Below are 19,761 nucleotides of genomic sequence, written 5' to 3' on the forward strand. Positions count from 1 at the left end.
CACACGCTGGGACGACCTGGCCCCGCAGCCGCAAAGGACCAGGGCACGACCGGGGCCGCGACGTCTCCCTCACGGGGCGCCGTGGCCCCCGCGCTCCGCGCTGCGCTCCGATTGGCGGGCCCACCGACCGGGGGTGACGATAAGAATATGAAGTTCCGTCGAAGGAGAGCGAGATGGGGCTCGATCAAGCGGTTGACAGCGCAACATTGACACCGAATATGTATGTCACCAACGCGGATGTCCGACAGAGCACCTGGCACGAGAGCGCATTCCTCGGCTCGCTGTTCGCGGAGTCCGCCCTGGATGACTCCCAGTTCCTCTACGGCAAAGCCCAGCGCACCACGTTCGCCGGCACCGTCCTGGACGGCAGCCGCCTCGTGGGCTGCTCGCTGCGCGACGTGGTCATCGAGAATTGCGACCTCAGAGGTCTGATCATCGACGGCGTGCGCATCGGGGACCTGATCGCACGGGGGGAAGGGGCTCACTGATGTCCACACCCACACCCATGATCTTCATCCACCCCGAGCTGCGTCCGGATCTCGCCAGTACCCACGACGTCGAACCGGTCGGCATCGAGGAGGCCATCCGCGCCGCGGTGGCCCGCGGGGAGCAGGTCGGGGACAAGCAGGACGGCGTGGAACGCCGCTTCCTGGCCGGCATCCTCGACGAGGCACAGGCACGCACCGGCAAGGAGCAGAGCGAAGGGACCGGCAAGGAGACCTCCGACACGGGCAAGGAAGCCTGCGACACCCAGGTCAGGGTGGTATACGGCTCCATGCCGCCCGTGCAGGCCTTCATCCGTCCGATCATGTAGCCCGACGCGGATGATCCTGCTACTGGGGGCCGACCCGGACGATCCCGCGGTGGACTCGTTCGACGGCTTTCTGGCACGCCGGTCGATCGCGCATGCGGTCTGCCGCGACCCCGGCCGACTCGCGTTCGCCGTGCGCATGGAGGCCGACGGCCGGACGCGGGTCCGACTGCGTCTGCCCGGGCATGGCACGCTGCACGGCGACGAGGTGGCGGTGTTCGTCCGGAACCCGTGGGCGCTCGTGCCGGCCGGCCGGGACGGCCCGGACGCCCGCTTCGCCGCCGACGAGTATCGCGCCGCACTGTGGTCTCTGTGCGCCTTCCTCCCGAACGTCGTCAACCGACCGGGCCCGCAGGCATGGCCCGACGACCCCGAGCTGCGTCGCCGTCTCGAACCGTCGACGGTGCTCCGGGAGTGCTGGACGACCGACTGCCGAAGGCTGCTCGACGGGTGGGCACGCCGCGCGTCACCCGAGCTCCACGTAGAGGACCTGCTGACCCACGAGCGGCGGGTCGTCACCGAAGCCGGCGCTCTCGACCCGGGAAGCACCGGGGGCCCGGGGACCACCGCACATCTCCGCGCCTTGTTCGCACCGTCCAGTGCGTACGTCATCGAGTTGTGCGTGGGGCACCGGTCCTTCACCGTCCTCAATGAGCCCTGTGTGGACGTGGGCGCCGAGTCGTACCGGAAGCTCGTAAGCGGCCTCGCCGCCGCCCTGTACGGACAGGGCATCCGCTTCTTCGCCGTCGCCCTGGTCGCCGACGAACGGCACCGGCTCTCCGTGAGCCGCATCCTGCCCGTCCCGCCGTTCGCGTGGTACCGGGACATCTCCGACGCAGTGCACGAACAGCTCTGCACCGAACTCGGCCACGGTCCGGAGGCGGAGACGGAGACGGAGGACGTCCGATGACCGTTCTCATCATCGGTTCACCCCATGACCGCACGATCGTGCACACCGTGCGCAGCGCACGGCACCAGGGCGTCCCCTGCCTCTTCTTCGACAGCGTGATGTTCATGCGCTCCGGCACGTACTGGTGGGACGCCCGGAGCCGATGCGGACGCTTGAGCACCGGAGCGCTGACGGTGGACCTGCCCGACGCCGGGATCACCGGGATCTACGCTCGGCTGATCGATGCCGTCGACAGTTTCGACGGCCCGGACCGCGCGCCCGCCGCAGCGCGCCTCAGGGCGCTCACGGAGGCCCTCGCGACCGTGGACACGCTCGTCGTCAATCGCCCCGGCTCCGACATGAGCAACTGGGCGAAGGCGTACCACCTCGGTCTGCTCAGCCGGTGCGGCTTCCGGGTGCCGGCGTCGCTGCTCACCAACGACGAGGGGGAGGCTCATGCATTCCTGGGTGCGCTGCCGGAGGCCGTTTACAAGGGCGCCAGCGGTGAGAAGACGGTGGCGTCGGCCTTCGAACCCGGCCAGGTCGCGGAGCTGGGGCTGCTGCCCCGTAGCCCGGTGCTGTTCCAGGAGCGCGTGCGTGGTGCGGATGTCCGTACCCACCTGGTCGGCACTGAGCACATATCCGAGCGGATCGAATGCGAGGGCGTCAACTACCAGTACTGCCAGGGCGTCAAGACGTTCGCCCCGGCCCGGGTGCCCGACGACATCGCCGAACACTGCCTGGCATACCGGGATTTGAGCGGTCTGGCCTTCGTCGGGTTCGACTTCATGGTGGGGGACGACGGCGTCTACACGGTCCTGGAAGCCAATCCGATGCCAGGCTACGACGGGTACGACCGACGCTTGGGGCTGCGCATCTCCCACGCACTGCTCGACCTGTTGCAGGGTCGGGACGGCGCTGAGGCCGCTGGCTGACGAAGCCCCGGCTGGGCTGGGGGCTTAGAGCACCTCGCAGAAAGCCTGGTCGCAGCCATATCCCCTTCCTGGCTGAGTCGGCAGTACTGCGGGAGGTGCTCGGGCCGAGCTGTACGAGGCCGTACTGGCCGTCCGCCGCGCGGAGGCGGAGTTGTTCAGCATTTTCACCGACGCCGACGTCATCGAGGCCGTCCGCTGGCGGGGTTGGCCGGCTATTCCTCGGGCTCCCAGGCGATCAGCTGCTCGAACACCTGCTGGTCGCCATCGATCTTCAGGTCGCTCAGCGTGAGGCGGCCCCAGACGAAGAGGAGCAGCTGCTCGGCCGTGCCCGTGGCCGAAGCGGAGGCGGGCGCGGCGTCGTCCGTGAGGGGTGCGGGCCAGGCGCCGGTGCCGTCCAGCGCGAGGAGCCAGGAGCGGCCCTCGGTGGCGTGGTAGTGGATGGTGGCGGCCTCGTGCGGCCAGGCCGCCGGGGTGGAGTTGCAGGTGTCGAGAAACTCGGCCACGCCGTCGATCGCGACGTCCGCCGGCATCGGCTGCACGGCGCCTGCGGCGAGCTGGGCGTCGTAGGTGTGCACCAGCACCTCGTGCACCCGGCGCCGGGCAACGCCCCAGGCATTCGCCGGCGACACGCCGGCGGCCCACCACGCCCAGCACTCGCGCTCCGGGCCAGCCTCGCGCAGCACACTCAGCAGCAGCTCGTGCGACTCGGCGTACCAGGCCAGCAGCGCCTCGAGCTCGCGCGGCACCTCCGCGGCATCCTTGGCCGGCGGAGCCTGGGCCGGGCCCGCGGCGACGATCGCGGCCCACCAGCGCTGGCCCGTACCCAGGTGGTGCACCAGATCGAACAACGTCCACTCGGGGCAGGACGGCACCGGCGCGTCAAGGCTGGGCGCGGCGGCGACCGCACTCCGGAACGCGGCCGACCGCTCGTCGATCAGTTGCAGCAGGGCGGAATACTCAAGACTCTCTGTCACATCGCTTACCTATCACCCCAGCTCAGCCGACCGCACCCCATTTTCCAGGCCGTCAGCTGGGGAACGGTCCACCGTGGATGGTGCCGGATGACCTGTGGGGGCGGATCGAGCCGGTGCTGCCTGTCGGGCAGCGGCGTCCGCGCCGTCCCGGCCGGCTGCCACTGGACGACCGTGGTTGCCTGCAGGGCATCCTGTTCGTGCTGCACACCGGGATCCAGTGGGAGTGGCTGCCGCAGGAGCTCGGCTTCGGGTCCGGGATGACGTGCTGGCGCCGGTTGCGGGACTGGCACGAGGCCGGGGTGTGGGACGGGCTGCACCAGGTGCTGCTGACCGAGCTGCACCGTGCCGGGAAGCTGGACCGGTCCCGGGCGGTGATCGACGGCTCCCACCACCAGGCCCGTCGGGGCGGCCCAAAACCGGGCCGAGCCCGGTCGACCGTGCCCGGCCCGGCTCGAAGCACCACGTCATCACCGACGCAGGCGGCACCCCGCTCGCCAGCGCGGCATCAAGCCGGTCATCGCCCGACGCGGAGTTCCGCACGGCTCCGGCCTGGGCTCGGTCCGCTGGGCAGTCGAGCGGACGAACGCGTGGATCCACGGCTTCCGACGGCTACGGATCCGCTGGGAGATCCGCGACGACATCCACGAGGCATTCCTGAAGCCAAGGGTCGTCCCGTAAGTGATCTTGCCGTGCCTGGTGTGCTCACGGCGTCTGAGCCGTCCTGTGTAGCCCCGTTCGCCGGACTGAGCCCGCGTGCCTTCGACAAGTTGATGAGGCAGCTACGCCGCGAGGGCGGCGACGCGCCGGGCTGTGGGGTCGGCCGTGGAAGCTGTCCCTGGAGGACCGGGTGCTACTGGTGGCCGCGTACTGGCACACCAACTTGACCCTGCGTCAACTCGCGCCGCTCTTCGGAGTGTCCACGTCCACCGCCGATCGCGTCATCGACCACCTCGGCCCCAGGCTCGCGCTGGCCCCGCGCAGGCGCTTTCCAAGGACACGGTGCTGAGCCGACACCCGCCTGGTCGTGGCGGTCGGCCGGCCACTGCCAGGGAACCGCAACGACTGCCTGGCCTGGGTCGAGTCCGGTGCCAAGCGCGCGGTCGGCGACACTACGACGATCGCGGACGGCGGCTACTTGGGCACCGGGCTGATCATGCCGCACCGCCGGCGCACGGGCGAGGAACTGCCCGACTGGATGGAGGCCCACAACAAGAGCCACAAACGGGTTCGCGCCCGCGTCGAGCACGCCTTCGCCCGTATGAAGACCTGGAAGATCCTGCGCGACTGCCGCTTGAGAGGCGACAGTGCGCGCCACGCGATGCACGGCGTTGCCCGCCTACACAACCTCGCCCTCACGGAACGACTCCCGCCGCATGCGAGACCTGAGGGGTCCACGGGAGACCGGCCTTGGGGAACATCGAGACAGCCGATTTCGGCTGCCCCGATGTTCCCCAAGGCCGGAGACGGCTCCCCACCTCGCAGTCTCGGAGGAGAATCAGTCGAGGCAGAACTCGTTCCCCTCGACGTCCTGCATCGTGATGCACGACTCGTTGACGCCATCGGCGCGCTGCGTCAGCACGTGTTTCGCGCCGAGTGCCATCAGCCGCGCGCATTCGGCCTCGAGTGTGGCCAGGCGCTCCTCACCCACGAGCCCGGCGCCGGCCCGCACATCGAGATGCACCCGGTTCTTGACGACCTTGCCTTCGGGAACTCGCTGGAAGAGCAAGCGCGGGGCCACACCCGAGGGATCAGTGCACGCGAAGTAGATCTCATCCTCGAGCGGCAGCGAGCGGTGGTACTCCTCCCACGTGGCAAAGCCCTCCGGGACCGTCGGTACGACGTACCCCAGCACCTCGCACCAGAAGGCAGCGAGGCGCGCAGGCTCCGCGCAGTCGAAGGTCACTTGGAACTGTTTGATCGTTGACATCGGCGCACGATAACAGGGGCCCTGCTCAACTCCCCAGGTCGGTAGGTCCGCACGTTGTCGGGAGGAGGCGCCTGCTACCCGCTGTTGTGTCGTGCGATCGCAGGGGTGAACCGAGGTCAGTGCCTCCCCAAAGGGAACCTGGGATGCGATCCCGGCCAGCCACTCTCGTGCTGCCAAAGATCAGCTACGGGACAACCCTTAGCCTGCTGTGCGATCACCTACAGGCGGCGAGTCCAGGCATTGTGTGGCAGGCTCGTGCCGCATGATCGCTGAATTCGCGAAGGACAACCTGCACGGGAGACTGCGGCGGGACCGCAAGGCGCTGCTCTGGAAACTCGACGGCTTGTCCGAATACGACGCCCGCCGGCCTTTGACAGCGACCGGGACCAACCTCCTCGGCCTGGTCAAACACGTGGCCACCGTCGAGGCCAGGTACTTCGGCGAGGTCTTCGACCGCCCTTCCCCGGAGCCGCTGCCCCGGTGGCAGGACTCCGACGGCAGCGATCTGTGGGCGACCGAGGAGGAGACCCGCGATCAGATCATCGGGTTCTACCGGCGCACGTGGGAACACTCGGACGCGACGATCAACGAGCTTCCCCTCGACGCCCCCGGCCACGTGCCGTGGTGGCCGGAGCCTCATGCCGACACGAACCTGTTCGCCATCATGGTCCATGTCCTCGGCGAGTCCATCCGGCATGCCGGGCACGCCGATATCCTGCGCGAGGGCCTCGACGGCCGGACCGGTTTGCGCGCCGAACACGAGCAGCAGATCGACGAGGAAGCCCGTGCAGCCTACTGCGCGAAGATCGAGCAGGCCGCCAGGTCGGCCGCACCAATCAAGGCTTACTGATCGTTTCATGCCCTGTGGGAGCGGGTGGCCCCGCTGTTGCCGCGCGCTCCCGAGCGGCGACGCCGCTACCCCGGGCGGCTGCGCGTCTCCGACCGAGTGGCCATCGCCGGCGTCCTGTACGTGCTGCGGACGGGTGTCGCGTGGCGGCCGAGCTTCGCCACGCTGACCTGCTGGATCTGAACGACCGCTCCGTAGGCGGGTCGCATGTCCGGGCCCTCAAAGGGGGGATCATGTCGGACCCTCGCCGGTCGACCGTGCCCGTCCCGGCTCCGAGCGTGATCGTCGACCGATACGGAACCCCACTCGCCGTCACGCTCACCCGTGGCAACCGGCACGACGTCACCCAGCTCCTGCCGCTACTGGACGCCATCCCATCGGTCCGGGGACGGCGGGGACGCCCCCGCCGCAAGCCCCGGCGTCTGTACGCCGACCGGGGCTACGACTTCGACAAGTACCGCTGCCTGCTGTGGAAACGCGGCATTGAAAACCCGCTACGGGCTGCTCGAACTGGCCTGCAGCGTCATATGTCCGCGCCAGCTCCAGCGGACGGCCAAACGCTGAGTCAGTAGCGGAGTCGAGCCTCAGACCCATCGATCCGCAGCATGCAGTTCTTGAAGAGCTGCAACGGAGGCTGCCGGCCGTCAACCGGAGCCAGGGTCAGCTCCAAATCGTGCAACGGCTTGACCAGGGCGACGAACCTGACCCCATCCGGATCCGGGCCGCTGAAGGCCGCCCATGCCTCGAACAACGCCCTCACGCTCTCCCAGCCCGGTCCCGGGGTGAAACGCGCCAGGAAGAACGGCTGATCACAGCCATACTCACTGAGCTCACCGACCAAGACATCTCCCCGTAAGAGCCGCCACTGCGTCATCTGGTGCCCCGTCCTCCACCGTCCGGTCGAGAGCGCATCTTCGCAGCGCATGACCATCTGACCAAGCGCGTCATTCTGAAACGACGAGGGTGTTCTCCACCTCCCATCGTTCGCCGTGGAGCGTTGATCGAGAGTGATCGTCACGAAATGTGGGCCACGGCCGGATTCAAAGAGCGCCGTCATCAGCGCATGCGGACGGTGATCTCGGGGAGCGGTATGTCGGACAGGTTGAGCTGGAGGCCGGTCATGGTCAGGTAGGTCTGCGAGTCGCTCAGGGTGTTGGACGGTGCCTGGGTCTTCCCGCGCGTGCTCACCAGCAGGTACCAGCCGCCGCGCTTGTAGCTGCGGGAGGCGTCGGCGCTGTCGCCGTTCGGGTTCAGCACCCAGCCCTGGCGCTCCAAGTCCGCACAGATCGCCTTCATTTCCGACTGTGCGGCGGCCTTCTCCCGGACGGCCATCCAGCCCGTCCTGTTCAGGCTGGATCCGGCCGGGACCGTCGGCTTGCCCTGCTCCGGGTCGAGGCCCGCCGCGCGGACCGCCGTCCGGATCACTTCGTCCACCTCGTGCCGCGTGAGCGGTGGGGACGTGGGTTCAGGTTCCGGCGCGGGCACCGCCGCGGATCCGGACGGCTTGGACAAGGGCGCGCCCAGGTGCACGCGCCCGTCGTCATCGATCTGTACCTGGTCCGGCAGGACCACGGCGGCCAGACTCACGATCAAAGACGCGGCCAGTCCGATCCACACCCTCTTCAAGAACGCGTTCAACGTGAAACTCCCCCCGAATGATCATTCGAGGGGAGTCTCACACATCCCGTTCGACGCCCGGCAGCCAAGCCCCCGGGAGCGGAGCCCGCCACCTCGCGTTCTCGGCCCTCAGCTTCTTGAACTCGTCCGGGGAGATCGGGTCGATGCCCTTGCCGGAGTTGACGGTCAGCGTCGTGCCGTTGATCGACAGGCTCCGGCAGGCGGGAGAGGACGCGCGGGTGGGGCGATGAGGCCGGGAGGCGGGCCCTGGGCGGCGGGTGTGGGAGCGTTCCCACGGTCTTGACATGGGCACGGCCTGGGGGTTCACTCGCCCCACGCTCAGGTCTGGACCAGTACTCGAATCGAGGACCCCATGCCCCCCACGCCGACCCCCGAGCCCACCCCCACGCCCACCCGGACATCCGCGTTCGGGCGCCATCGCGCCTTAGGTCTGGCGGCGCTGGCCACGGCCGCCCTCACCGCGGTGCTCGGCTGGGGGCCGGCGGCCGCCGCCCCGGCGCCCGGGCCGGCCCCGGTCGCCGCCCCCGCGGCCGTTACCTTCGAGGACACCTTCGACGGCCCGGCCGGAGCCGCCGTGAACCCCGGCAAGTGGCAGACGGAGACCGGCGACAACGTCAACAACCACGAGCGCCAGTGGTACACGGCCGGCGCCGCCAACGCCGCACTGGACGGCCAGGGCAACCTGGTGATCACCGCCCGGCGCGAGAACCCGGGCAACTTCCAGTGCTGGTACGGCCGTTGCGAATACACCTCGGCCCGACTGAACACCGCCGGCCGCTTCACCCAGACGCACGGGCACGTCGAGGCGCGGATGAAGGTGCCACGCGGGCAGGGCATGTGGCCGGCTTTCTGGATGCTCGGCGACGACATCGGCCAGGTCGGCTGGCCGAACAGTGGCGAGATCGACGTCATGGAGAACGTCGGCTACGAACCCTCCACCGTCCACGGGACGATCCACGGCCCCGGCTACTCGGGCGGCGGCGGCATCGGCGCCGCCTACACCCTCTCCGGCGGCCGCGCCTTCGCCGACGACTTCCACACCTTCGCCGTGGACTGGGCCCCCGGCTCGATCACCTGGTCCGTGGACGGCCAGGCCTACCAGCGCCGGACCCCGGCCGATCTCGGCGGCCGCCAGTGGGTGTTCGACAAGCCCTTCTTCCTCATCCTCAACCTCGCCGTGGGCGGCGACTGGCCCGGCAACCCCGACGGGTCCACGGCCTTCCCGAACCACCTCGTCGTCGACCACGTCCGCGTCACCGCCTGGGACGGCGGCGGAGGCGGCGGTAGCACCGGCACCTTCGTCGGCCTCGCCGGAAAATGCCTCGACGTGGCCGGAGCCCAGACCGCCAACGGCACCCAGGTCCAGCTCTACACCTGCAACGGCACACCCGCCCAGCGCTGGACCCTGCCCGGCGACGGCACGGTCCGCGCCCTCGGCAAGTGCCTGGACGTGAACAGCGGTTCCACGGAGCCGGGCGCCAAGGTCCAGCTGTGGGACTGCAACGGCACCGGCGCGCAGCGGTTCGACTACAACGCGGCCACCCGGGACCTGGTCAACGTCCAGGCCGACCAGTGCGTCGACGTACGGGACCACGACTCGACGGACGCCACCCCGGTCCTGCAGTGGTGGTGCACAGGCAACGCCAACCAGAAGTGGACCCTGACCGGCTGACCCGCTGCCAGGTTGTCCTGGTCGCCCCGGCGGGCCCCGCCGGCGGGGCGACCTCACACGCAGCCGATGCGCGAACCGTCCGTCGCCGCCTCGGCGCTCAGCGAGAACAAGGTCCGGCCGCCGGACCCGGTCGACTCGGGTCCGGGATCCACCCCGTGGATGTCGCGGAGCTGCTGCGCGGAGAGGAATTGAAGGGTGATGCTCGGACGGTCCTTCGATTCGAAGCAGAAGAGGACGGCCCGGCTGTCCGGGCCGAAGTCGAGTGAGCCGACCGGGCGCCACCCCGCCGCCGGCGCCGCCCGGCCGTAGTATTCCAGCACCTCCGCACGACTGCCGTCGTAGGAGTACAGCCGCTCCGCGGTCAGATAGGCGTCACCGCTGTCGGCGGTGCAGGAGGCCGTGGCCATGGCCCCCGGCGCGGCGCCGACGGGCCGGGCCCGCTCCGGGCGCAGCTCCAGCCCCGGCAGCTTCGCCAGCTCCGCGACCGCCGATTCGGTGCCCTCGCAGGTCGGGTACGGGCCGAAGAGGGCGCATCCGCCCAGTGCGGGGGAGACGAGCAGGACCGCGAACAGCAGCCGCAGGCTGGGCATGTGCATGGCGGCAGTATGCCCCGCGCCGCGCAACGGCCCGCACTCCGGGGCCTGAACCGCCGGTGACCGTTCTCCCGTAGGTGTACGTAATAACGCGTACGGCGCCGGGAGAGCCGGTCGCGGTTCCGACCGTGCCGTTCGGGAACGACCTCTGCGGTTGAGGGGTGCTGTGCGCCCCCAGAACAGCGCGCCGGGGGTACCGGAGAGGTAGCCTCGCGTGACGGGGGCAGATACGCCAGGCGAACGGCAGCCGGATTTCGTCGGAGTTCGGCCACCCGCCGGGGGCGGCGGCGCCCGGCCGTTGGGGGACCCGCGGGAAGCCCACGCCGCGCCGATGCCCTCCCCGGATGGCCTGCCTCGTCGCCAACAGGCCCAGGGCCGCGCCTCCCGGGCCGACGGGCGCGCAGCGTGGCGGATGGCTCAAACCGACCGCGAGCGGCGGGATTTGACGCCGTCAGATGGTGCACCGGACGCTTCGTTAGCATGTGTGTCGCATCGACTCCGGAAGAAGCGAGGGGCGCACGGTGGACGGTTCCATGGTTGACGCGGTGGTCGCATCGGTGGGCGCGGCGGTCGGTGCCTACGGCACGGCGGTACTCACCCGGGGGGAGGACGCCGCCGCGGATGCCACGGTGCGTCTCGGGCAGCGCCTGCTCACACGGCTGCGCCGCAGCCCGGAGTCAGGGGAGCAGATCGTCGAGGCGGTCGAGGATGTCGCGGCTCACCCCGGGGACGTCGACTACCTCGGACTGCTTCGCGCGAAGATCGTCAGAGTGGTCGAAGGCGACCGGGCCCTGGCTGGGGACCTGGCCGAACTCCTCGCGGCGGCCGGCCGACCGGTGGTCACGGTGAGCGGCGACCGCACGGCCGCGGTGCGAGAGAACACGGGCATCGTCTCGCTGGGCGACCATGCCAGCAACGTCGTCGGGGATCGTTGAGCGTCGGCGTGGACCCTTTCAGTCGGCGGGCCGAGGTCGAGGTCAACCACGGGATCATCTCCCTGGGCGACGGTGCGAAGAACACGATCAACAACTATCACCACCCCCTGCCCTCGGCGGCGTCGCTGAGCTGGCCGGGCGGTCCGGGCAGACTCTCACCGACCGCCCTGGCTCCCGGCCGCTTCGTAGGCCGGGAGCAGGAACTCCGCGATCTGCACACCGCCCTGCAGTCCGGAACGGGGCTGATCGCCCAGGCCGTTGCGGGCCTCGGCGGCGTCGGCAAATCGGCGCTTGCCTGCCGCTACGCCCAGATGCGGCAGGATGCGTTCAGCCCTGTCTGGTGGATCACCGCCGACAGTCCCGACCGGATCGAGGCCGGCTTGGCTGCGTTGGCCGTGCGGATGGTGCCCGAGCTGAACAGCGCACCCCTGCCGGACGCCGCCGCATGGGCACGCAGTTGGCTGGCCTGTCACGACGGGTGGCTGCTGGTCCTGGACGACGTCGCCGCACCGGCCGATGTGCAGGACCTGATCGGTTCACTGGGGGGCGCCGGGCGTTTCCTGATCACCAGCCGCCTCGCCGAGGGCTGGCAGGACTTGGTCGACCGGCCCGTGACACTCGGGGCCATGCCGGCCGAGGACGCCACGGAACTGCTGCGCCGCTCCTCGGGCCGCACAGACCTTGCCGACGCGGCCCGACTGAGTGGCCGGCTGGGCCATCTGCCCCTCGCCGTCGCGCAGGCGGGTGCCTATCTGTCCCAGACCGGCATCAGCGTGGGCGAGTACCTGGACCTCCTGGACCACAGCAGCGCCGAAACCTTTCGTCAAGCGGCTACTGGGACACCCGAAGACCGGACGATCGCCGCTGTCTGGACCGTGACCCTGGACAGGATCGCCGCGCAGGACGCGCTCGCCCTCGAAGCGTTCCGGACCCTGGCCTGGTTCGCCCCGGCCGGCATCCCGCGCAGCCTCCTGACGCCGATGGCCGATCAGGCAACGCTGGTCCACGCCCTGGGCCTGCTCCGCGCCTACCGCATGGTCGACGTCGTCGACGGCTCGCTGTCGGTGCACCGACTCGTACAAGAGGTGTTCCGCACACCTGACGCGGCGATCCGGCACCGCGAGGACGAGGCCGTCGCCCGGGGGCGCGCCCGCTCGGTGGACCTCCTCAACCGGGCCCGCCCCTCGCTCGACGCCGGACTCGAGGCCTGGCAGCGGTTTCTGCCGCACGCCGAAGCCCTGGTCGCGCACACGACCTCGGCGCAGGACGACTCCGCGACGACCGGCGTCTTCGATGCGGCCGCGTCCTTCCTCGGCAGCCAGAACCTGCAACACCGGGCGGTCCGGTACTGCTCCCGGATCGCCGACTTCCGCGCACGGACGCAGGGGCCGCACGATCCTGCCACCCTGCACGCCCGCGCCAATCTCGCGGCCGCGTACTTCGAGGCCGGGAACCGGGTCAGGGCTCGTGATCTGCTCACGGCGAACCTGTCCGACCAGCAGCGGATCCTGGGCCCCGACCACCGCCTGACCCTGGCGTCCCAGGCCTACTTGGCCGCCATCACCTACGCGGATGGCGACCGGGACCTCGGCATCGAATTGCTGGAGGCGAGCCTTGACCACCGGGAACGGGTGCTGGGGCCGGACCATCCCGACACCTTGGTCTCCCGCGGCAACCTCGCGGTCGCCCACCATGAGCGCGGCAACATGGGCCGCGCCGTCGGCCTGTTCGAGGCCCAACTCGCCGACTGCGTCAGAATCCTGGGCCCAGACCATTTCGACACCCTGCGCGCCAGTCACCACCTCGCCAGTGCCCACCACGCCGCCGGGAACGCGGCGGAGGCCGCCCGGCGACTCCGGGCGGTCCTCGCCGACTGCGAACGGTTCCTGGGGGAGAGCCACCCCCTCACCGCGGCCGTCCGTTCCGACGTCGCCACCGTCGAATCGGAGCTCACCCAGCAGCCGCGCGACGACATCGAGCAGATGCGGGCGGACCTCATCGCATGCGAACGGGAGCACGGACCGGAGCACCGGCAAACCCTGTCCGCCCGCGCCGTGCTCGGGAGCGCCTACCTCCGGGCCGGAGACGTCCGGTCGGCCACCGAGGTCCTGGAACCCGCTCTGGGGTACGCCCTGTGGGTGCTGGGGCCGGACCATCCGACAACCTTGAACATCAGTCACCAGCTCGGCGACGCCTACTCCGCGGCCGGCCGGCACGCGCTGGGATCCGAGATGGTCCGGGAGGCCCTGGCCGATTGCGAACGGCTGCTCGGCCCCGGCCACTGGGAGACCGAGAACGTCCGGGCCACCCTCGTCCACATTGCCGCGTCCTCCTTGGTCACCCGCATCCCGGGGGCCCGGGCGGCGAGCCGCCTGCTGAAACGAATGCGCCGCCGCCGCAGCCGGCCGGACGGGCACCAGGGGTGGATCCGCCCCGACCCCGACCCCGAGCGGGTCCGCATGGCGGCGGCCGAGGGCCTGCGGCGGTGCAGGAAGGGCGAACTGCGCGCGTCGGAAGGGCACCTGCGCGTCGCTGCCGACGGAGGGAACACCGCGGCGATGGCCAATCTGGGGATGGTGCTGGCCCGGACCGGCCGCCCGGCCGGAGCCGAGTTCTGGCTGCTGCGCGGGGTGGAGGCGGGCGAGGAAACCGCGAGCGGCCCCCTCGCGGGCCTACTGGTCGAGACGGGACGGTTCAAGGAGGCGCAACCCTGGCTCAGGCGCGCCGCGGCGACCGGCTCGGTCGACGCGATGATGGACCTCGGGCACGTACTCATCCGCACCCGCGGCGGGCGGAGCGAGGCTGAGCTGTGGTACCGGCGCGCGGCCGCCGCGGGCGACCCGGAGGCCGCCCGCTTCCTGGACCAGTGGGCGGCCCTGCACCACCGACGGCGGCAGGGACCCGGCTGAGCTGCTACCGAGCTCTCCGGGACTCATGATGTTCCGTGAGGCGTCCGCTGCCTGCTGGGTCGGGGACGCCCACACTGCGGGACTCCAGCCCCCAGTCGACCGTCCGGTCGGCCGCCGGCAGGTGCTGAGCATCGGAGTGCGTGATCGCATGGGACGCCAACGGCTCGGCACGGGCCGCACCCGCGTGTCCGGCCCCGCCCCTCCCTGATCCGGCGGCAACCGGACGGGTTGTCCGTCGCACCGAGGCACAGGAGGCCGACCTGCGATCCCGGTAGCCCGCCCGAGGGGTGGCTCGGCAGGAACTGAGTTCCTCCCGAGCCACCAAGCTTCACCGTGCCGGATGTACCTGAACGAGCGATGCCGAGCCCAAGAACTCAGAAAGGCAGCGCGGTCCGAGCGGTATGTCGCCGCCCGGCCGTCCGCTACTCCACACTCCGCGCGCTGAATGCCTGGTACACGCCGTAGAGCAGTTGTATGCCACCGACAGCGATCAGTACCATGCCCACCTTCGCGAGCGTAACGACGGGAATGTGCACGTCCTGGGTGAACAGGGCCAGGCCTATTCCGATGACGGCGCAGACTGCGCCCTCGACGATGTTCTTCGATGCGGGAGCCACGGTGGCTGATCTCCTTGAGGTCGCTTCGTCCCTGGCAGGGCTGTTGCTCGCCCGCAACCCAAACGGGGTACGCAGGGGCGCAACCTCACCCCCCGGATGAGATGTGCACTACGTACTTCGATGAACCGGATGTCGCGGTCTTGGTCATGGCACGGCCGCCCCGCGAGCGATCGTGGGGCCGCCCACAGGCCGGCCTGGTGAGGTGCCTTGCCCGTGCGCCTGGGTTACGAGCGGACGACGCCACTCTGGTGTACGGCAAGCGGCCTCAGGGCAGGTTCGATGGTTCCCCCGGATAGATCACCAATGATCCAACCTGCTCCGAACGGGGTATCGCGGTGGGAGCTCCCCATCTCCGGTATGCAGAAACCGGTATGACGGGCAATCGGGAGATGCCCCGGCGAACCGAGATCTGTTCGGTCAGTTCCAACAGCACCCCGCCCGCGCCCGCCGCGCCCAGCTCGCCAAGGAGATGGAGAAGACCGGCGAGCAGCGCGGCCGCGGCCTCGCCGCCCGGCGGCATCCAGGCCGACCTTCGGGTGTCCAAGGTCTGGCCGCGGGTGGTCCCGGTGCCGTACGGCTCGCGGCCTTCCATCTGCGGGGGCGGTTTCGGGGACCGGTCGTGCCGCCGTTGGTGCTACAGGGATTGACCGTCCATGAACACCACCAAGCGGATGGCCCTCCTGGCTGCGCTGGCCCCGACCTTGCCCACCGCCCCGGCCTGCAAGTGCCCGAGCAGCACCAAGGACATGACCGAGAGGGCTTCCCCATGCCGAACATCGAGGGGCTGCTCGCCCACGCGTACAAGCACGTGCTTTGGCGAGACGAGGCACAGGACGCCGAAAGCCCCAGCTCCAGCTCCAGCAGGTCTATGCCGACCGGCTCAAGACCTGGGCCGACGGGCGAGGTCTTTCCGCGGCGGCCCACGGCACCCTGGCGGAAGAGGTTCGGTGCCCCCGGACCGAGGGTGGCCCGTCCGTCGAAGGGGGCGGCAAGGGCGCTGCTCCCGGGGCACACGCGCACACGATGGCCGCCGCCGTCGACTTCGCGCACTTACGCCGGTGACTCACGTCACGTTCGCCGCCGTCACAACCCGACCGGGGTCGGTGTCCTAAGGGCAGCAGCGAACAACAACAAAGGAGCACACGATGAACGCCCGTCTGAACGTCTTCACCAGCCCGGTCGCAGCCAAGGCCTGGAAGCACATCATCGAGGCGGCCAACGCCCTCGGCGATTCGGGACTGCCAGTCGCGACCCGCGAACTGGTGATGCTCCGTGCCAGCCAGATCAACGGCTGCGCCGGATGCATCGACATGCACACCAAGGACGCCGCCGCCGCGGGGGAGAGCGCGGTACGCCTCCACCTGGTCGCGGCCTGGCGGGAGGCCACCGTCTTCACCGACGCCGAACGCGCCGCCCTGGACCTGGCGGAGGAAGCCACCCGCATCGCCGACGCCGCCGGCGGCGTCCCCGACGAGGTCTGGGCGAACGCAGCCAAGCACTACGACGAGGAGCAGCTCGCCGCCCTGGTGACCCAGATAGCCGTCATCAACGCCTTCAACCGCCTGAACGTCACCGTCCAGCAGCCCGCCGGCCACTACCAGCCAGGCCGGCACTGACAGCCGCCCGGACAACCACTGCGGCTGCCGAAGCTCCTTACCTTTCTGCAAGGAGAACCTCTCGCCGTTGCGTACCTGGCGGGTGGTGCGTTCAAGCTGGTCACACCGAAGGAGAGGATTGCCTCCAGCGGGCCCAGCGCGAGGTGGGTCGAAGACCTTAGAGGCAGGCCCGTCAAGGCGATCGGAGCACTTGAGGTCCTGGCCGCGGTCGGCCTGGTCCTGCCCGCCGTGCTCGACATCGCGCCGGTGCTGGTGCCGCTGGCCGCCCTCGGTCTGGTGCTGCTCATGCTGGGCGCGACCGTCACATCGAGATCGCCGAGCGGCAGGTGATCGCGGTGCCGCGGCAGAACGACAACCGGGCTCGCGCGAAGGCCGGCCGCACGCGGACGGTCCCCGCCGGCGCGGAGCTGATGCGTCTGTACTCCGACTACCTGCACCGCGAGTACGGCGCTCTCGACTCCGACTACGTCTTCGTGAACCTCTTCGCGGAACCGCACGGGCATCCTTGGGGCTACCCAGCTGTCTATGACCTGGTCAGACGGCTACGGAAGACCACGGCCATCGCTGTCGAACCGCACCAGTACCGTCACACCTACGCGAGCTGGCTGCTGCGACGCGGTGCCGGCATGGAGAACGTCAAGGAACTCCTGGGCCATGCCTCGATCAGCACCACGATCGACACGTATGGTCACCTGACCGTCGAGGATGCCCGCCGCACCCCGGACGATGCGGGCTGGTTCAGCGGGCGGGAGGTGCGACTGTGACCGTCCCCGTCATCATCCCTGGTCACGGACGTGCCTGGGTGCTGGAGAAGTTGCTGGCCGCAGTCCGGGCCGAGTTCCGCACCGAGATCTGCCATCCGAATCCCGCCGAACCGGTCTTCGCCTCTCGTCAGTGCGCGGTCACCGACTGCGACCGAGTGACCTGGCAGCGGGGGCTCTGCAACGGGCAGGTCATCCGGTGGCGCCACCATGGCCGACCGCGCACGGGACTTCCTTGCCGCCCCTGGCCGGCCGGCCGGTTCGTGGACGTGGTGAACTGGCTGCCTGCGCGGCTGATGGCTGCCGCTTCGGCGTCAACGGGCGGGAGTTGTGCATGCGGCACCACGACCGTTGGGTGCGGGCCGGACGGCCCGGTCCACATGAGTGCCGTCCGCCGTTCTGCACGCTGCCTCCCAGCCCGTCGAATGGGGCCTGAAGAAGACCCGTATTCAGGGCTGAACCGGTTCCTCCGGGCCATCCGGCAGAACCGCTGGGACGACACTCTTCCCGGCACCGCTGCCTACTACCCCCGGCGACACCCCGCAGCCTGCCCCTCAGGCCTCCCGGCGCCTGGCCGAGCACGGCATGACCCAGATCGAGTCCGAGGACATCCTCGACCGTTGGACGGACACATGCGGATATGGGTCGGGCGTGTCGGTCTGACGGGTCCCGGGGTTGGGAAACCTTTCGCTCCAGGTGATGTCCGGAGAGGAGAAGGGAGGGTGTCCGTCTCGCTGATCCTGCCGACTGGCTGTGGTTTCTGTGGGAGTCGTTTCGATGGAACTTCGGGAGCCGTTCTGCGGCGTTGGGCTTGATCAATGTCAGTGACTTGATGTCACTCAGGTGCTGCCGGGCCACCCGTTTGGGCCGGAGTCCTAGCTCAGACACCAGCTGCAAAGGGGTCCCGTAGCCCCGGGGACGCTGGATGTTGGCGACGAACCGGCTGCGGGGCTGAGGAATCCAGCTGGTCGGCCCGGCGTGACGTGCACGGGCCGACCCTGACGGCGTCGGCTCAGTCCGGGGCGGGCAGCTGGATCCAGGCGAGTTTGGCCGGGTCGATGACGATGTGGATGCCGGTGATCCGGCCTTCGGTGACGGTGAAGGCGATGACGGACAGAGGGGTTCCGTCGGGGCGCCAGGACATGTGGCCGGGAATCCCGTTGACCAGCACGGGCCGGTGGCGGGCTACCTCGCCGGAGAACCTGCGGGCGCCTGCGGCGACCTCGGTGGCGCCGAGGGTGACGACCACGCCGTCGGGGGTGTCGACGGTCAGCTTCACGTTCGGGTCGAGGACACGCAGGAGCGCTTCGAAGTCGCCGCCGAGGGCCGCGGCGCGGAATGCCTGGACGACCTCCCGGTGCTCGCGGCCGGGGCCCGCCGGCCGGTCCGTGGCTTGGACCTTGCGGCGGGCGCGGCTGGCGATCATCTTGGTGGCGTCGGCGGACTTGCCCAGGATCTGGCCGATTTCACGGAACGGGACCGCGAACATGTCGTGCAGGACGAACGCCAGGCGCTCGCTCGGGGTGAGTGAGTCGAGCACGACGAGCAGGGCGAGGCCGACTGACTCGGCCAGCGCCACCTGCTCGTCGGGCGCGGGGTCGTCGGCGGGCGTCACCACGAGGTCCGTGGACTCTTGTCCGTAGACGGTTTCGGGGTGGGCCTGGCGGGATCTCAGGAGGTCCAGGCTGATGCGGCCGACCACGGTGGTCAGCCAGCCCGCGAGGTTGCCGATGGTCGCCTCGTCCTGGCGGACGAGGCGCATCCAGGCTTCCTGGACGACGTCCTCGGCGTCGGCGTGCGAGCCCAGCACGCGGTACGCGACAGCGCGCAGCCGATCGCGCTGGGCTTCGAACGCCTCGGTCACGAGGCCGGACGGGTGAGCGGTCACGGCTTTCGCTGCTGACGGAGCGAGAGCCGGTTGCCGTCCGGGTCCACCGCCTCGATGCGGACCCCGAACGGATAGTCCTCGGGCTCGGACTGTTCGAAGACGACGCCGCGCCGGCGCAGGATCTCGAAATCCTTCCGCAAATCGTCGGACTCGAGGATCAGCGGACCGGGCGCGGCATGCCGGCCCTCGTCACCCGGCTGTCCCGCGGCCGCCGCATGCGACCACAGAATGATCTGCACCGGGCTGTCGGGAACACCGACGGTGAGGAAACGTCCGTCGGGCCCCGGGAAGTCGACCCGCTTCTCCAGGCCAAGTCCCTCGGTGTAGAACGCCAGCGCACGGTCCTGATCGGTGACATAGACTGTCACGTACATGATGTTGGTCAGCATCCTGCTCTCGATTCACTCGTTGATACGACGACCGTTCGTATGCGGTCGTCACACCTATGACGAGTGCCGACGGGAGAAGGTAACAGGGCCCGTCCGCCGGAGCAGTGACCGCCCGTGCGGTGTGGCTTGGAGAGGAAGCGGGGCCGTTCCGCTGCTCCGTACCCGGATTGCGGCTGGTGTCCTGAGCCAGTACTCCGGGTGAGTCCCTCACCCATCACCGCGAGGCCTGAGCCGCAACGGATCCAGCCTCGCGGTGATGGATGTTTTCAACAGGAACTGGCGAACCGCTGCCAACGCGGCGTCCGCCAGGTCACCGGCTGACGTACTCGAAAACCCCTCCGTCCGGGTGCCGCAAGACGT

20 protein-coding genes and 3 pseudogenes are annotated in these 19,761 nt (G+C 69.8%); 14 read left to right on the forward strand and 9 right to left on the reverse strand.

Translation table 11 applies throughout. The features are described from left to right. The first annotated feature begins 173 nt into the window (after positions 1 to 173). From ACGFYU_RS02430 to ACGFYU_RS02445, 4 genes are read left to right on the forward strand one after another with little or no spacing between them, the layout of a single operon-like run. The gene (locus tag ACGFYU_RS02430) at positions 174 to 488 is read left to right on the forward strand and encodes a pentapeptide repeat-containing protein (RefSeq protein WP_393825350.1); all 315 of its coding nucleotides are present in this window, start codon (positions 174 to 176) and stop codon (positions 486 to 488) included. Further along, complete coding sequence (locus ACGFYU_RS02435) at positions 488 to 814, forward strand: hypothetical protein (protein WP_393825351.1); 327 nt, start codon at positions 488 to 490, stop codon at positions 812 to 814. The genes ACGFYU_RS02430 and ACGFYU_RS02435 overlap by 1 nt, the downstream gene beginning before the upstream one ends. Before the next feature lie 10 nt (positions 815 to 824). Then, positions 825 to 1,721 (forward strand): hypothetical protein, encoded by an 897-nt coding sequence (locus ACGFYU_RS02440; RefSeq protein WP_393825352.1) that lies wholly within the window; start codon positions 825 to 827, stop codon positions 1,719 to 1,721. Then, on the forward strand, positions 1,718 to 2,635 hold the full coding sequence (locus ACGFYU_RS02445; RefSeq protein WP_393825353.1) for a hypothetical protein: 918 nt from the start codon (positions 1,718 to 1,720) through the stop codon (positions 2,633 to 2,635). Before ACGFYU_RS02440 ends, ACGFYU_RS02445 begins: the two co-directional genes overlap by 4 nt. Positions 2,636 to 2,847: 212 nt before the next feature. Here ACGFYU_RS02445 and ACGFYU_RS02450 read toward each other — a convergent pair whose 3' ends face one another. Beyond that, positions 2,848 to 3,609, reverse strand: coding sequence for a maleylpyruvate isomerase family mycothiol-dependent enzyme (locus ACGFYU_RS02450; protein WP_393825354.1), 762 nt, complete (start codon positions 3,607 to 3,609; stop codon positions 2,848 to 2,850). Positions 3,610 to 3,686: 77 nt separating this feature from the next. On the opposite strand from ACGFYU_RS02450, the pseudogene ACGFYU_RS02455 reads away from it, so the two are divergent. Both ACGFYU_RS02455 and ACGFYU_RS02460 read left to right on the forward strand, forming a co-directional pair. Then, positions 3,687 to 4,287: pseudogene (locus tag ACGFYU_RS02455) on the forward strand (IS5 family transposase). Between the two features lie 11 nt (positions 4,288 to 4,298). Continuing rightward, positions 4,299 to 4,969 (forward strand): annotated as a pseudogene (locus tag ACGFYU_RS02460) (transposase family protein); the annotation flags it as partial. Between the two features lie 135 nt (positions 4,970 to 5,104). Here ACGFYU_RS02460 and ACGFYU_RS02465 read toward each other — a convergent pair. Continuing rightward, complete coding sequence (locus ACGFYU_RS02465; RefSeq protein WP_393825355.1) at positions 5,105 to 5,536, reverse strand: VOC family protein; 432 nt, start codon at positions 5,534 to 5,536, stop codon at positions 5,105 to 5,107. A 262-nt stretch (positions 5,537 to 5,798) separates the two neighbouring features. On the opposite strand from ACGFYU_RS02465, the gene ACGFYU_RS02470 reads away from it, so the two are divergent. Both ACGFYU_RS02470 and ACGFYU_RS02475 read left to right on the forward strand, forming a co-directional pair. Further along, the gene (locus ACGFYU_RS02470; protein ID WP_393825356.1) at positions 5,799 to 6,386 is read left to right on the forward strand and encodes a DinB family protein; all 588 of its coding nucleotides are present in this window, start codon (positions 5,799 to 5,801) and stop codon (positions 6,384 to 6,386) included. Positions 6,387 to 6,398: 12 nt separating this feature from the next. Next, positions 6,399 to 6,892 (forward strand): annotated as a pseudogene (locus ACGFYU_RS02475) (transposase); the annotation flags it as partial. Between the two features lie 56 nt (positions 6,893 to 6,948). Here ACGFYU_RS02475 and ACGFYU_RS02480 read toward each other — a convergent pair. The 3 genes from ACGFYU_RS02480 to ACGFYU_RS02490 form a co-directional block, all read right to left on the reverse strand. Further along, a complete protein-coding gene (locus ACGFYU_RS02480; protein ID WP_393825357.1) occupies positions 6,949 to 7,224 on the reverse strand; it encodes a hypothetical protein in 276 nt (91 codons plus the stop codon). A gap of 215 nt (positions 7,225 to 7,439) precedes the next feature. Continuing rightward, positions 7,440 to 8,021, reverse strand: a complete 582-nt coding sequence (locus tag ACGFYU_RS02485) for a hypothetical protein (RefSeq protein ID WP_393825358.1) — start codon at positions 8,019 to 8,021, stop codon at positions 7,440 to 7,442. Between the two features lie 37 nt (positions 8,022 to 8,058). Continuing rightward, the gene (locus ACGFYU_RS02490) at positions 8,059 to 8,307 is read right to left on the reverse strand and encodes a hypothetical protein (protein WP_393825359.1); all 249 of its coding nucleotides are present in this window, start codon (positions 8,305 to 8,307) and stop codon (positions 8,059 to 8,061) included. A 66-nt stretch (positions 8,308 to 8,373) separates the two neighbouring features. Between ACGFYU_RS02490 and ACGFYU_RS02495 the strand changes: the two genes are divergently transcribed. Beyond that, on the forward strand, positions 8,374 to 9,693 hold the full coding sequence (locus tag ACGFYU_RS02495; RefSeq protein WP_393825360.1) for a ricin-type beta-trefoil lectin domain protein: 1,320 nt from the start codon (positions 8,374 to 8,376) through the stop codon (positions 9,691 to 9,693). 53 nt (positions 9,694 to 9,746) lie between these two features. Here ACGFYU_RS02495 and ACGFYU_RS02500 read toward each other — a convergent pair whose 3' ends face one another. Beyond that, positions 9,747 to 10,289, reverse strand: a complete 543-nt coding sequence (locus tag ACGFYU_RS02500; protein WP_393825361.1) for a hypothetical protein — start codon at positions 10,287 to 10,289, stop codon at positions 9,747 to 9,749. 518 nt (positions 10,290 to 10,807) lie between these two features. On the opposite strand from ACGFYU_RS02500, the gene ACGFYU_RS02505 reads away from it, so the two are divergent. Next, positions 10,808 to 11,221: a hypothetical protein gene (locus tag ACGFYU_RS02505; RefSeq protein WP_393825362.1), complete on the forward strand. Its 414-nt coding sequence runs from the start codon at positions 10,808 to 10,810 to the stop codon at positions 11,219 to 11,221. A gap of 8 nt (positions 11,222 to 11,229) precedes the next feature. Next, positions 11,230 to 14,130, forward strand: a complete 2,901-nt coding sequence (locus ACGFYU_RS02510) for a tetratricopeptide repeat protein (RefSeq protein ID WP_393825363.1) — start codon at positions 11,230 to 11,232, stop codon at positions 14,128 to 14,130. Positions 14,131 to 14,552: 422 nt separating this feature from the next. Here the strand turns inward: ACGFYU_RS02510 and ACGFYU_RS02515 are convergent, their stop codons facing one another. Further along, on the reverse strand, positions 14,553 to 14,747 hold the full coding sequence (locus tag ACGFYU_RS02515; RefSeq protein WP_393825364.1) for a DUF5708 family protein: 195 nt from the start codon (positions 14,745 to 14,747) through the stop codon (positions 14,553 to 14,555). 1,145 nt (positions 14,748 to 15,892) lie between these two features. Here ACGFYU_RS02515 and ACGFYU_RS02520 point away from each other — a divergent pair. The 3 genes from ACGFYU_RS02520 to ACGFYU_RS02530 all read left to right on the forward strand — a co-directional run bounded on the left by ACGFYU_RS02520 (position 15,893) and on the right by ACGFYU_RS02530 (position 17,127). Then, on the forward strand, positions 15,893 to 16,363 hold the full coding sequence (locus ACGFYU_RS02520) for a carboxymuconolactone decarboxylase family protein (RefSeq protein WP_393825365.1): 471 nt from the start codon (positions 15,893 to 15,895) through the stop codon (positions 16,361 to 16,363). Between the two features lie 117 nt (positions 16,364 to 16,480). Next, positions 16,481 to 16,693 (forward strand): DoxX family protein, encoded by a 213-nt coding sequence (locus tag ACGFYU_RS02525; protein ID WP_393825462.1) that lies wholly within the window; start codon positions 16,481 to 16,483, stop codon positions 16,691 to 16,693. 5 nt (positions 16,694 to 16,698) lie between these two features. Next, complete coding sequence (locus ACGFYU_RS02530) at positions 16,699 to 17,127, forward strand: tyrosine-type recombinase/integrase (protein ID WP_393825366.1); 429 nt, start codon at positions 16,699 to 16,701, stop codon at positions 17,125 to 17,127. A gap of 1,009 nt (positions 17,128 to 18,136) precedes the next feature. Here the strand turns inward: ACGFYU_RS02530 and ACGFYU_RS02535 are convergent. Together ACGFYU_RS02535 and ACGFYU_RS02540 are read right to left on the reverse strand one after the other, a co-directional pair. After that, positions 18,137 to 19,012: a sigma-70 family RNA polymerase sigma factor gene (locus tag ACGFYU_RS02535; RefSeq protein WP_393825367.1), complete on the reverse strand. Its 876-nt coding sequence runs from the start codon at positions 19,010 to 19,012 to the stop codon at positions 18,137 to 18,139. Further along, positions 19,009 to 19,401 carry a VOC family protein gene (locus tag ACGFYU_RS02540; RefSeq protein WP_393825368.1) on the reverse strand — a complete coding sequence of 131 codons (393 nt, stop codon included), beginning with the start codon at positions 19,399 to 19,401 and terminating at the stop codon, positions 19,009 to 19,011. The genes ACGFYU_RS02535 and ACGFYU_RS02540 overlap by 4 nt, the downstream gene beginning before the upstream one ends. Between the last annotated feature and the right edge of the window lie 360 nt (positions 19,402 to 19,761).

The sequence above is a fragment of the Streptomyces sp. NPDC048337 genome, from assembly GCF_043201175.1.
In the GTDB taxonomy this organism is placed as follows: domain Bacteria; phylum Actinomycetota; class Actinomycetes; order Streptomycetales; family Streptomycetaceae; genus Streptomyces.